The organism is Paenibacillus sp. (assembly GCF_031177825.1).
Taxonomy (GTDB): Bacteria; Bacillota; Bacilli; order Paenibacillales; family YIM-B00363; genus Paenibacillus_AE.
The window spans coordinates 163,865-176,407 of sequence record NZ_JAPSKE010000005.1; the positions used below are offsets into that span (position 1 = coordinate 163,865).

Sequence of the window (12,543 nt, forward strand, 5' to 3'; positions counted from 1 at the left end):
CGTCACCTCCCCTTCAAAAACAGTTCGATGACCGGCACCGCGACGTCCGGCTTCTTCACCGGCAGGGCGAGCGTCAGCGTATCCTCCGACCGTCCCTCGTTGAAGGCGCCCGCCTCCATCGTCATCTCCTGCTTCCCTTCGGTCATCCGAATTTCGGAGCCGTCGTTCAGCAGCTGCGCGTATTCCACGCGGCCGGAGAAGCCCGGCAGATGCAGGTGCTTGAACGGCCAGCTAAAGACGTGCACGTACAACCGGTTGGCGTCCGGGTTGTACGTGAGCCGGCAGTCGGCCGGGCACGCGAATTCGTCGGGAGCGGCGGTGCAGCCGTAGATGGAGCGGCGATGCCGCCTCATCCATGCGCCGATGCCCTTCAGCCGATCGACGGCCCGCTCGTCGAACTCGCCGCGGCCCGTCGGGCCGACGTTCAGCAACAGATTGCCCCCTTTGGCCACCGTGTCGATCAGCATCTTCACGAGCTGATCGACGCTCTTCCACGTCTCTTCGTCCCGGTAGTAGCCCCATGACCCGCTGAACGTGTGGCACGCCTCCCAGACGACCCGCCGGCCGCCGACCTCGATCCACTTCCGCGGCTGGTACTGCTCCGGCGTCGTAATGTCGCCGCCGACCTGCAGCCGATCGTTCAGCAGAATGTTCGGCTGCAGCTCCCGAATGAGCCTGACGAGCGCTTCGCTCCGCCACTCGTCCTTGCCCTTGCCGAGGAAGCCTTCCAACGGCGGGATCGAAAAGTCGAAAAACAGGAGATCGATCTTGCCGAACTCGGTCAGCAGCTCCCGCGTTTGGTTGAACATATATTCGACGTAGCGGTCGAAGCGACGTTCGGCGTCCTTTTCCAGAAAAGCCTTGTCGTATCGCAGCGGATGCTTCGCGTCCGCCGTATAGTCCGGGTGATGCCAGTCGAGCAAGGAGTAGTACAATCCCGGATGGATGCCGCGCGAGCGGAACGCCTCGACCATCGGCTTCAGCACGTCGCGCCCCGCGGGCGTATTCGGCGCCTTATAGTCCGTATATTTCGAGTCCCATAAGCAGAAGCCCTCATGATGCTTGGTCGTGACGACGAAATACTTCATGCCCGCTTGCAGCGCCAAGTCCGCCCACAGCTCCGGATCGTACAGGTCGGGATCGAAACGCCGGAAGTACTTGTCGCGATATTGCGCGGCGCTCAGAAACTCGCGAGACTGCAGCCATTCGTGCCTCGCCCCGAGCGAATACAGCCCCCAATGAATGAACATGCCGAAGCGGCTTTGCGTGAACCAGGAGCTGTCGCCGATCGTCGGCTTTACGTCCAGTCCCATCCTCTCTCCTCCGTCCGAACGTCGTTTTGGAAACGCTTCACATTAGGAAAAGTATACGCCCGCCCGCAAGACGAGGTCTCTATTCGATATTGCTGAAAAGTTAAGGTTTCTTGCTCATTCGCCGGACGCTTTCGCGGAATCGCGAAACGCTTGAGCCTGTTCCCGATACGCCGTCGGCTGCAACCCCTTGACCCGCTTGAACGCCCTTCGGAACGACTTGTCGTTGTTGTACCCGACGCGGCCCGCGATATGTTGGACGGGTTCCTCCGTCGTCGCCAGCCATTCGCAGGCTTTCTCCATACGCAGGTTTTCTAAATACGTCGAGAAATTATGATGTATCCGATCCTTGAACAGGAAGGAGATATAGTTTTCCGTCAATTCGAAATGCGTGGACAACGTCGACAACGATAAATTCGCGTCGTCGAAATGACGCTCCACGTACGCCAGCATCTCGTGAATGAGCTCATGGCCCTGGTCCTTCTTCATCCGCGCCGCGTACCGGTGCAGCTCGCGCAGCAAGCCGGACAACGAACCGAACGCCTGCGGCGCGTCTTCCGGGCCGAGCCGCTCCATCGATTGCTCGACGGCGCTTCGCAGCGCCGCGTCGTTCTTCTGCAGCTGCCCCGCGACTTTATACACGGTTCCCTTCATCTCCAGAACGAGCTGCTGCTTGCTCTCCGCGGACAGCTTCCGCTGCCGGAAGTTCCCGTCGTAGACGTGCTCCAGCAGCGCGTCCAACGCGTTCTCTTCCCCGGCCTTCACGGTTTGCACGAGCTTGCTCTCGATTTCCAGCGGGTAGTAATATTCGTCGGACAGCTCCATCAGCTCGGCCCACGCGACGCGATTCGGCTCCGCGAAGTCCAACGTGCCGATCGCCTCGGTATACGACTTCCAGCTGTCCGCGAGACGCGGCTGCGGAGCGCCGACGGCGAACCGGACGTTCATGCGGAACTTCTCCGTGACGAAATAGACGAGCCGCTCCAGCTTGCCCGCCAGCGCCGAACCGGGGGCCGCGTCCGCCTCGGAGGAGCAAATCAGGAACGCGATCGAATCCTCGCTCAAGTCGTGCGCGAAGACGGAGCCGATCGCGTCGTTCGCCAAGTTTTTGATCACGAACGTATTGAAGTGAAGCTCCTGCAAGATTTCGTCCGTAATCGCGCCCCCGTACTTCTCGATTCGCGCCACGGCCCATAGGAAGCGGTCGCCCGAAAGCGCCAGCTTCGCTCGTTCGGCGAACGTCCTCGCCTCTTCTTCGCTCTTGAATTCCCCCCGCATCGCCTTCTCGATACATACTGTCCGCAGCATGGGCAGCTGCCGTTCCATCACGCGCTTCAAGTCGTTATGGCGGTTCGCAATGTTCTTGTACGTATTCAAGATGTATTCGAACTCGTCTTCCTCGCGCTTGCGCTGCACCTTGCCGGACTCCGTCAGCTCGCGCAGCAGCCGGGTAAGCGGCTTGCGGTACCGATAGGACATGTACAAGGCGGTCAGCGCCCCGGCCAGCAACGAGATCGCCGTGATCGACAGAATCGTCTGCCGAATATAGTTCAGCTTCTCGAGGAACACCTCTTCCGGAATGATCGAATAGTACGCCCAATTGGAATATCTCGATACCGTGGAGGTGACGTAGTAACGCTCGCCCTCGTACGTCAAGTAGCCGTTCCGCCGCTCCGAAGCGAGCACCGCTTCGATCGGCGGCATGGCGCCGGCGTCCGTCGAAACCATGAGCGCGCGTTCCGCGTTGACCGCGAACGCCCAGCCGCCCGTGTTGTTCGTCAGCGGCAGAAGCAGCTCCCGGATTTTCGCTTCGTCGATATAGACGACGACGGCGCCGTTCGATTGCCAGGACATGCCGAGGTGAATCGGCGCCGTGAAGGCGACCGTCTCGTATACCCCGGAGGCGCCTTGAACGATCGCCGGCTCGTGGAAGCTGTAGCCCGGTCCCGTCATTTTCGCCGACCATTCCTCGTAGGACAACTTGCCGTATTTCAGAAAATACTCGTATTCTTCGCCCCCGTGGAAAATGCCCCGCGTCGTCAGCACCGTATCCGACTTCTTGAAATGCAGCAGAATGTCCTTAACGTAGACGTTCAAGTACTGGTGGCTCGCCAACTCCTTGGAAAGCTCCATTAGCTCGTAATGATTCTGGTCGGTCAGCGGCAGGTTCACGTTCGCGAATCGGAGCACGTCGCTGTTGACAGTGAGCCGATTCGTAATGCCGAGAATGAAATTGAGCTGTTCGTCGACGATCTTGCCGGATTGATCCAGCATCGCAAGGCCGGTTCGCTTCGCCTCTGCCTCGATCGCGTTCAAGGTTTGGAAATGCACATATGCGCCGATGACGATCGGAATGAGGAGGATGAGCAAATAGGAAAACAACAACTTGTAGAACCCGTCAAACCGCTTCTTCGTTCCCTGTCTCATAAGACGCCCCCGATTCAAGCGTACTCGCGATACCCCCACCTTAACAGGACTTCGTAGGCCGAACAAGCGCCCAGCGCTTCAATTTATCCCCAAAATAGACGAGAAGCTTCCGCGGGCGCAAGGTACATTTCTTATGTCGACGCCCAAATCCTTCGTTCCGGGGGATAACGCGGGCGGCGTCTCTCCGAAGGGGCTGCGTTCGAACAGCTTCCTAGATTTGGCGAATCAGAAATAGAAGGAGTGACGCTAACGTTCCGGCGCATCTTCGCACGTAACCGACTTCCATGTTGACCACGTGGTCGGTGACAGGTATAATGAGTTTATATCGAATTGACCACCCGGTCAAGTCATGCGCGGGAAGAGGAGGAGGACATTGGTCGAGGACAAGAAGAAGCTTCTCCTGGACATTGCTCTGGAGCATTTCGCGGCATTCGGCTACGAGAAAACATCGACGAATCAAATCATTCAACAAGCCGGCATCTCCAAGGGCATCTTGTTTCACTATTTTTCAAGCAAGAAGCAATTGTATGCCACCGTGCTCGATCATGGACTGGAGCGCGTCGCTTTTTTCATGAAGAACGCCTTGTCGGAGCTGCCGTCCGATCTGTTCGAATGCATCGTCGGCATGAGCCGCGCGAAGATGAACTTTTACTTGCACGAGCCCGCGACGTATAAGCTGCTTGTCGGGGCATTCTCCGCTCCGATCCCGGAGGAAGTGGCGGATTTGATCGCGGAGCGCAGACGCCTGATGGCCGCTCACATGTCCGTCTCGTTCGAGAACGTCGACATGTCGAGAATAAGAGCGGGCGTCGACCCTTCCCTTGCTTTCGACTTGGTGACGAGCGTCGTGAACCTGCTCGGCATCCGTTTCATCGAGCGGCATCGGGAACGCCCCGACAGAGGCTTGGACCTGCTGGAGCCGTTCCTCGAACAAATCGGGATGTATCTCGAGATGATCGAATCGGGGATTTACCGGCCAACGGACAAGGAGGGAAGCAAGCGATGACCTTCGAACGAAAATTAAGCAAGCTCTACAAGCTTGACGAGCATGCATGGATGCGCCACGCCAACCCCTGGAGCGTATGGACCCGAAACACGGTGCTGCCGGTCTTGATCGCAGCCTTCTGGAGCAGGGAATGGTTCGGGTACGGAGCGGCGGTTCCCGTCGCGATCGCCATCCTCTGGGCCGCGGTCAATCCGCACATCTTCAAGCGCCCGGCCTCTCTCGACAATTGGGCGTCCAAATGCGTGCTCGGCGAACGCGTCTGGTTGAATCGCGACCGCATTCCCGTACCCTCCCGTCATGCGCGGCTGCCCCATGTGCTGAGCGCCGCGGCCGGCGTCGGCGCGGCGCTTGTGATCGTCGGCGTCTTCCGGCTCGACCTGTGGATGACGATGCTCGGCGCGGCGTTCGTGTACGCCGGCAAGCTTTGGTTTCTAGACCGGATGGTATGGCTCTACGAGGATATGAAGCACCATGAGGCGTACCGTAATTTGGGCAAGGCGTCCCCGGACTCTCGGTAATGCCGGGACGCTCTTAAAACCCGTAAATCGTCATACCGCCGTCCACGTACAGGGTTTGCCCCGTAATGTAGCTCGCGGCGTCGGAGGCGAGGAAGACGACCGGTCCGACCAGCTCCTCCAGGCGGCCGATGCGTCGAAGCGGCGTCCGCGATTCCACCTCCTGCACGAACGCCTCGTCGGCGAGCAGCTTCTCCGTGAGCGGCGTCTTGAAGTACCAGGGCCCGACCGAGTTGACCCGGATGCCGTACTTCCCCCACTCCAAGGCGAGAATCTTCGTCATCTGGATCAGAGCCGCCTTCGTAGACCCGTACACGACTCCCGTTCTCAGCGCGGTATGGCCGGCGACGGAGGAGATGTTGACGATGCGCCCGCTCCCTCGTTCCTTCATCCGTTCGCCGACCAGCTGCGAGAGCTGGAACGCCGACTTCAGATTCGTCTGCACGATGCGCTCCCACTGCTCGTCCGTCACCTCGAGGGCCGGCGTCCGAATGTTCATCCCCGCGTTGTTGACGAGGACGTCGATCTTGCCGAAGCGCCGCATCGTCTCGGCCACGGCCGCTTCCAAGTCCGCTCGCCGCGTGACGTCGGACGGAAGGCAGAGCGCCTCCTTCCCCGTCGCTTCCCGAATCTCCTTCGCGACGAGAGCCAATTGTTCCGCCGTGCGCGACAAGATCGCTACGTCCGCTCCCGCTTCGGCGAGCCCGACCGCTAGCGCCCGGCCGATGCCCCGCCCCGCGCCCGTGACGACCGCCGTCATCCCGTCCAACCGAAACGATGGTAAAAACATACTCGATTCCTCCAGTGTTCAATGGTTCCGTTATGCCGAGTATTATACAGAAAAAAAGCAGCGTCAGCCTACTCGCGGCCAACGCTGCTCCCCCGAGCGAAGGCCGGACTTCAGTTGCCCCGCGCCGCTTGCTCGGCGTTATAAATTTCGGTCGCCTGTTCGATCAATTCCGCGCCGCCCTCGGCCAAATATTTCGCCTTGAACTCCTCATACAGGGCGTCGAGATCGCCGCTCGACGTAATGGCGATCGTGCGGAACTATCCTTTTCCATATCGTCGAGAATCGTCCCTCGTTCCTTCTGCACCTCGGGCAAGCCGAAAATATAGGCGTCCTCGAGCGTACGGTCCAACACCATCTGCCGCGCTTCCCGCGTGATGTCGTTGTAGAGTTGTTCGCGGAGGCCCTGGCTGCCGCGGTTGATGATGACGGAGTACATGTATCCGCCTGCGTCGCGCAGCTTCACCGCGTCGTCGAACGGTGGGATCCACTCGAATTGCCCGCTCGCATTCCACTTGTAGTGCACGTTCTCCACGCCGGCCCAGGTGAGTCGGTCGCCTTCGACCGAGACGAGATAATCGAGCGCCTGCATCGCGGCTTCCGGGTTTTTCGCGGTGCTGGAGATGACCGTATACGCGCCGCTGTCCTCCATCACGGGACGTACATGGCCCCCTTGACCGTTCGGCCCCTTCAGGTACGTGTACGCGAATACCGGCTTCGGCTCCTCCACGTAGCGGGTGAGCCAGTTCTGCGTCGTTCCGTCCGCGTTGAAGTTATACGCCCCGACCTTGCCGTTCCACAGCTTCTCGAACGATTGCAGCGTCGGCACCGTGGCGAATTCCGGATCGATCAAGCCTTGCCGATATAGCTGATTGAGAAACTTCACCGCGTCCAGATACCCCGGAGCGAGCAGCCAAGGCGTCAGCTTGCCGTCGATCATGACATAGCGGCCTTGCGGTACGCCGTGCGCCGCCCGATCCAAGCGAGTTCCCGGTCCATCGCGCCGTTGACGAACTTCGCCATAACGAGGCTCTCCCGCTTGATCGCTTCTCGGGACAAGTACATCGAGCCTAACAGCAGCGCGATGACCAACACGGTGAACGCGGAAAAGAAGATGGGCAAGTAAGAAACGAGCAGCTTCCGGTAATAGCCATGATGCTTCAACCCGATCGCCCCCTCGATGAACCGGCCGCCATGCGGCGCGCCGATGTCCCCAGTATAACCGACCCTCCGGGCATGCGGGACGCGTTTCGGCCCGCTTTCCGTTTTTTGTCCTTATCGCCGCGGGGGCGCACAGGACGTAAACAGGTTTTACCTCTAGACTACAAGAAAGAACCGGGTGAACGAAATGCACTTTTCGCGCCGAAATTTACACTTTCTTGCGTAGGGGAGGCGTCGGTTTTTCGTTGACAATGGTTGCGAGGGGACGTAGCATGAGGGAGAATCCAGTCATCGGAGGGAGGGCGCCTCGTGATCGCCGACCGCGTTCGCGTGCATCACTGCATCTTCGCCGGTCCGCAGCCCGGCTTCATGATGTCGGAGCAGATCAGCAAATACAACGCGTTGTTAACGATGGAGACGGGCAGCTTCGAATACGAAATCGGCGACCGGACGGGCGTCGCCGCGTTCGGCGACCTCGTGTTCTGCCCGACGGGCGTCAATTTTAAGCGCCGCGCCCTGTCCGCCGTCAGCTTTTACCATATTCAATTCGAGCTTACGCCCGATCCGGACGAAGCTCGTTCCCCGGCGCTCCCGGACGTGCATGTGAAGATCCGGGATACGAACCGACTGCAGTCCACCTTCTCGTACCTCAAGAAGCTGCAGCGCAGCCGCTTCGCGGACTCGCCCGAGGTCAGCGAAGCCCGCGACCGGCTCGTCGCCGACCTGCTGCTGCTGTGCGAGCTGGAGTCGATGCAGACCGACGCGGCGCGGCGACCGACCGATCCGCTCATGCGGCGGGCGATGGACCTCATCCAGCGGGAGGCGCTAAGCGGAGATGTGAAGCTGCAAGACGTGGCCGAGCGCATCGGGCTCCATCCGTCTCGGCTCACCCGAAGATTCCAATCCGTCTACGGCACGACGCCCGCCGCCTACTTGACGAAGGTAAGGCTCGACGAGGCGAAGCGGCTGCTCGTGGAGACGAACGACACGCTGGAGTCGATCGCCTACCGCTGCGGATACGAGAGCGGCTCGTACTTTTGCCGGGCGTTCACGGACAAGATCGGCGTCAACCCGTCCGCGTTCCGTCACAACCATTGGATTTAACGCTAAGCGAGTCATAGAGCACTGGAGGCATACCTTGAATCTTCTGGAACAGTTATTGCTGAACGTTCTGTTTTTAATCGTGTTCCTGCTGTTCATTCCGATCCTGCTGGAATTAAACCTATATCGGATCAATAGGCAGAAGCATTGGATATACAGCCTGTCCACCGCGCTCGCCGTCATCCTCTGCATCGCCTTCCCGGTGGAAATTATGGAGGGGTACATCTTCGATTTGCGGCTGGTGGCGTTGACGCTCGGAGGGCTGTACGGGAGCGCCCCTACGATTTTCTTCCTGGCCGGCGCCACCGTTCTCTCCCGCTTCCTGCTCGTCGGGGGATCCGGCGCGCTCGCGACGGCGATGGTCGTATCGGTCGTGCTGATCGTGCTGCTGGCGGTTCGGAAGACGTATGCGCAAGCGGGGAAGCGGAAGAAAATCGTCGTCGGCAGCGCCGTATCGCTGTTCGCCGGAGCGCTCGCGCTGCTGAATTCGACGCTGCTGTTCGGGGCGACCTTTTCCATAGGATTCGTAATGGGATACATCGCCGTCACGTTATCCGTTACGGCGCTGCTCCTCTATTTTTACGAGCTGTTCCATGAATTCGTGCTCATTCACAAACAAGTGATGAAGGCGGAAAAGATGGAGATCGTCAGCCATCTGGCGGCTTCCGTCTCGCACGAGGTTCGGAATCCGCTGACGGCGGTGCGAGGCTTCTTGCAGTTAATGCTGCGGAAGAACCTGTCGGAGGAGCAGCGGGAAGAGTATGTGCGCATTTCGCTCGACGAGATCGACCGGGCGAACGACATTATCCAAAGCTACCTGCTGTTCGCGAAGCCGACCGCCGGCAAGATCGAAATTCTCAATATCAAGGAAGAAATCGATCGCTCGCTTCAGCTGCTGATGCCGCTCGCGAACATGAATTCGGTGGAGATCGACAAGCGGGTGGACGATTATTTCGTGAGGGGCGAGGAGAAGACGCTTCAGCATTGCTTAATCAATCTCATGAAAAATTGCATCGAGGCGATGCCGTCGCAAGGCAAGCTTCGGATCGAAACCGTTCGGCAATCCGACGAATTGCGATTATCCATCGTCGATAACGGCAAGGGCATGACGGAAGAGCAACTGGCCCGCCTGGGGGAGCCGTATTTCACGACGAAGGGCGATCAGGGCACCGGCCTCGGCATGATGGTCGCGATGAAAATCATCGATTCGATGAACGGAGAGCTGCGCGTCGTCAGCAAGCCGGACGAAGGCACCGAATTCCACATCCGGCTGCCGCTCGTCGGAGACGATTAGCCTCGGGCCGCGGCATCCGCGTAGAAGATGACCGTATAAAACTGCGCCGTCTCCGCGCCCGGATTGACGTACCGGTGCGGCCGGTTCGCGGAGAACCGCACGGAGCTGCCCGCCGGCGCCAGGTAGACGTCGTCCCCGATTCGTAATTCCAATACGCCCTTATGCACGAAAATGTACTCCTCGACCCCCTCGTTATGAGGCTCGGCGCCATGTTCGCTTCCGGGATCCAGCATGACCAAGTACGACTCGAACTTCGTTCGCAGGTTATAGGGGAAGAGCGGATACGCCCGGTACGCGCCGTCCTCCTCGACGAACGGCTCGACCTCGGCCGGCGACACCACCGTCACGTTCGCATCGGCTTCTTCGATCAACGTCGTGAAGGAGATGCCGAGTCCGCCGACGATGCGCCATAACACCGAGATCGTCGGGTTCGAGTCTCCCCGCTCGATCTGACCGAGCATCGCCTTGCTGACGCCCGTCAGCTCGGCGACGTTATCCAGGCTCAGTCCCCGCGATTTCCGAATCGCCTGCAGGTTTCTGCCTACCTTCTTATGAATCGGTTCCATTCCGCTCGCTGCACCCTTCATCGCCATAGTTTCGATATCTTCCGTATCATACCATAAATCCGCTACCCGCTGAGCTTCGCGCGATTCGGATCCAGCTTCTCGTACAGACGCTCGAGCATCTCGTCGGTCATCCGGTCCAGGTCGTACGCCGGACGGAATCCCCACTCCGCGGCGGCGGCCTCCGCATCCAGCGCGCTCGGCCAGCCGTCGGCGATCGATTGGCGAAGCGGATCGATCCGATACGTCAGCTCGAAGCCCGGGATGCGCCTTCGAATGCTCGCCGCGATGCGCTCCGGGTCGACGCTCATCGCCGTGACGTTGAAGGCGTTGCGATGCTTCAGCTTCGCCGCGTCGGCTTCCATCAGCGCGACGATCGCTTGGATCGCATCCGGCATATACATCATGTCCAGGAAAGTGCCCGCGCGCAGATAGCACTCGTATTTGCCGGCGCGCACGGCTTCCGCGTACATCTCGACGGCGTAGTCGGTCGTCCCTCCCCCGGGCGGCGCCGTATGGGAGACGAGCCCCGAAAACCGCAGCCCTCTCGCGTCTACGCCGTACTTAAGCGCGTAATAATCGCAGAGCAGCTCCCCCGCCACCTTGCTCACGCCGTACATCGTCGTCGGTCGCTGCAGCGTATCCTGCGGCGTGCCGAACTTCGGGGTTCCCGGTCCGAACGCCGCGATCGAACTCGGACAGAACAAGCGGCAGCCGAGCGCCCTCGCCGCCTCCAGCGCTTGAAGGAGGCTCCCCATGTTGAGCTGCCAGGCGAACAGCGGCCGCGCCTCCGCCGTCGCGGACAAGAGCGCCGCCAGGTGAACGATCGTATCCGCTCGATGCGCCGCGGCCGCTTCGTAGATCGCGCCTTCCGCCGTCGCGTCCAGCGTGCGGAACGGACCGCCGAGCGCGGCCCGGCTCCCGTCCGTCCGGATGTCCGTCGCAAGGACGGCCTCGTCTCCGTACAGCTCGCGCAGCCGCGGCGTTAGCTCCTGCCCGAGCTGGCCCAAGGCGCCGGTAATGATGATTCGTCTCATCTCGAGCCCCCCTTACGGAATCAACCGCAGCTCCCGACCGACCTTCGCATACGCCGCCAAGGCCGCGTCGAGTTGCTCCGTCGTATGCGCGGCGGACGGCATGTTCCGCACGCGGCCGGTCCCCCTCGGCACGGTAGGGAAGACGATCGCTTTCGCATAGACGCCTTCTTCATACAGTCGTCTGCTGAAGAGCTGCGTCGTCTCCTCGCTTCCGATCATGCACGGCGTGATCGGCGTCTCCGTGGCGCCGACGGAAAATCCGAGCGCCCGGAGCCCCTGCTGCAAATACGCCGCATTGCGCCACAGCCGTTCTTGGAGCTCCCGGCTTTCCTGCAGCAGCTCGATCGCCGCGATCGAAGCGCCGACGGCGGCCGGCGGCAGCGCGGTCGAGAACAGGAACGGCCGGCTTCGCGCCTTCAGCCAGTCGACGAGCTCGCGCGAGCCCGCGACGTATCCGCCGACGACGCCGACCGCCTTCGACAGCGTCCCGATCTGCAGGTCGATCTTGTCGGACAAGCCGAAGTGCTTCGCCGTGCCCGCGCCTCCGCCGAGCACGCCCGAACCGTGCGCGTCGTCCACGTACACGATCAGATCGCACGCCTCCGCGATTTCGACGATGTCGGGGAGCTTCGCGAGATCGCCGTCCATCGAGAACACCCCGTCCGTCACGACCATGATCTTCTCGTACTTGCCGGAGTCCCGCGCCTCGCGCGCCTTGGCCCGAAGATCGTCCATGTCGGAATGCCGATATCGAATCGTCGTCGACTTCGTCAGCCGGATGCCGTCGATGATGGACGCATGATTCAGCTCATCCGACAGGATCGCGTCGCCGGGGCTCATGACGGCCGAGATCGCCGCCATATTGCAGGCGAAACCGGACGGAAAGCTGACGGCCGCCTCCGTCCCCTTGAACGCGGCGAGCTTCGCCTCCAGCTCCTCGTGCAGCCGAAGCGTGCCGTTGATCGTGCGTACCGCCCCGCTGCCGGCGCCCCACGCCCGCGCGGCTCGAACCGCCGCCTCCACGAGCCGCTCGTCGGTCGCGAGGCCCAAATAATTGTTCGACGACAAATTGACGAGCTCGCGGCCGCGGATCGCGATCGTCGGGCCGTTCGGCCCCTCGAGCGGCTCGATAGAGTTATACAACCCTTGCTCCTTCAGCTCTTCCAGACTGCGTTGCAGGAAAGCGGCGAACGTTCGACTCGTCATGGATATTCCCCCAGTGAAATAGTTCTTTGTGTTTGTGCGCGATCACGGAAAAAAATACGTTATCATTTATGTACACTATAATACACAAAAGTATGTTATATTGAAACAATGTTTTTAGAAAATTGTACAAAGAAAC

12 protein-coding genes are annotated in these 12,543 nt (G+C 60.4%); 4 read left to right on the forward strand and 8 right to left on the reverse strand.

Annotation, left to right across the window (positions count from 1 at the left end; genetic code table 11):
- Positions 1 to 2 precede the first annotated feature (2 nt).
- Both RIN49_RS08075 and RIN49_RS08080 read right to left on the reverse strand, forming a co-directional pair.
- Positions 3 to 1,313 (reverse strand): alpha-L-fucosidase, encoded by a 1,311-nt coding sequence (locus RIN49_RS08075; protein WP_309119662.1) that lies wholly within the window; start codon positions 1,311 to 1,313, stop codon positions 3 to 5.
- A 114-nt stretch (positions 1,314 to 1,427) separates the two neighbouring features.
- Positions 1,428 to 3,737, reverse strand: coding sequence for a helix-turn-helix domain-containing protein (locus RIN49_RS08080; protein ID WP_309119663.1), 2,310 nt, complete (start codon positions 3,735 to 3,737; stop codon positions 1,428 to 1,430).
- A 373-nt stretch (positions 3,738 to 4,110) separates the two neighbouring features.
- Here RIN49_RS08080 and RIN49_RS08085 point away from each other — a divergent pair, with 373 nt between their 5' ends.
- Together RIN49_RS08085 and RIN49_RS08090 are read left to right on the forward strand one after the other, a co-directional pair.
- A complete protein-coding gene (locus RIN49_RS08085) occupies positions 4,111 to 4,743 on the forward strand; it encodes a TetR/AcrR family transcriptional regulator (protein WP_309119664.1) in 633 nt (210 codons plus the stop codon).
- On the forward strand, positions 4,740 to 5,261 hold the full coding sequence (locus RIN49_RS08090; protein ID WP_309119665.1) for a DUF6653 family protein: 522 nt from the start codon (positions 4,740 to 4,742) through the stop codon (positions 5,259 to 5,261). Before RIN49_RS08085 ends, RIN49_RS08090 begins: the two co-directional genes overlap by 4 nt.
- A gap of 13 nt (positions 5,262 to 5,274) precedes the next feature.
- Here RIN49_RS08090 and RIN49_RS08095 read toward each other — a convergent pair whose 3' ends face one another.
- From RIN49_RS08095 to RIN49_RS08105, 3 genes are all read right to left on the reverse strand, one after another.
- Complete coding sequence (locus RIN49_RS08095) at positions 5,275 to 6,048, reverse strand: SDR family NAD(P)-dependent oxidoreductase (RefSeq protein WP_309119666.1); 774 nt, start codon at positions 6,046 to 6,048, stop codon at positions 5,275 to 5,277.
- Between the two features lie 163 nt (positions 6,049 to 6,211).
- Entirely contained in the window at positions 6,212 to 7,027 is an 816-nt protein-coding gene (locus RIN49_RS08100; RefSeq protein ID WP_309119667.1) for a type 2 periplasmic-binding domain-containing protein, read from the reverse strand.
- Positions 6,982 to 7,209 carry a hypothetical protein gene (locus RIN49_RS08105; RefSeq protein ID WP_309119668.1) on the reverse strand — a complete coding sequence of 76 codons (228 nt, stop codon included), beginning with the start codon at positions 7,207 to 7,209 and terminating at the stop codon, positions 6,982 to 6,984. The genes RIN49_RS08100 and RIN49_RS08105 overlap by 46 nt, the downstream gene beginning before the upstream one ends.
- A gap of 306 nt (positions 7,210 to 7,515) precedes the next feature.
- Between RIN49_RS08105 and RIN49_RS08110 the strand changes: the two genes are divergently transcribed.
- Positions 7,516 to 8,310, forward strand: coding sequence for a helix-turn-helix transcriptional regulator (locus RIN49_RS08110; RefSeq protein WP_309119669.1), 795 nt, complete (start codon positions 7,516 to 7,518; stop codon positions 8,308 to 8,310).
- Between the two features lie 34 nt (positions 8,311 to 8,344).
- On the forward strand, positions 8,345 to 9,601 hold the full coding sequence (locus RIN49_RS08115; protein WP_309119670.1) for an ATP-binding protein: 1,257 nt from the start codon (positions 8,345 to 8,347) through the stop codon (positions 9,599 to 9,601).
- Here RIN49_RS08115 and RIN49_RS08120 read toward each other — a convergent pair.
- The 3 genes from RIN49_RS08120 to RIN49_RS08130 all read right to left on the reverse strand — a co-directional run bounded on the left by RIN49_RS08120 (position 9,598) and on the right by RIN49_RS08130 (position 12,407).
- Positions 9,598 to 10,167 (reverse strand): helix-turn-helix domain-containing protein, encoded by a 570-nt coding sequence (locus tag RIN49_RS08120; RefSeq protein ID WP_309119671.1) that lies wholly within the window; start codon positions 10,165 to 10,167, stop codon positions 9,598 to 9,600. The genes RIN49_RS08115 and RIN49_RS08120 overlap by 4 nt on opposite strands.
- Positions 10,168 to 10,229: 62 nt before the next feature.
- A complete protein-coding gene (locus RIN49_RS08125) occupies positions 10,230 to 11,201 on the reverse strand; it encodes an NAD-dependent epimerase/dehydratase family protein (RefSeq protein WP_309119672.1) in 972 nt (323 codons plus the stop codon).
- Between the two features lie 12 nt (positions 11,202 to 11,213).
- Entirely contained in the window at positions 11,214 to 12,407 is a 1,194-nt protein-coding gene (locus tag RIN49_RS08130; protein WP_309119673.1) for a glycine C-acetyltransferase, read from the reverse strand.
- Positions 12,408 to 12,543: the final 136 nt, after the last annotated feature.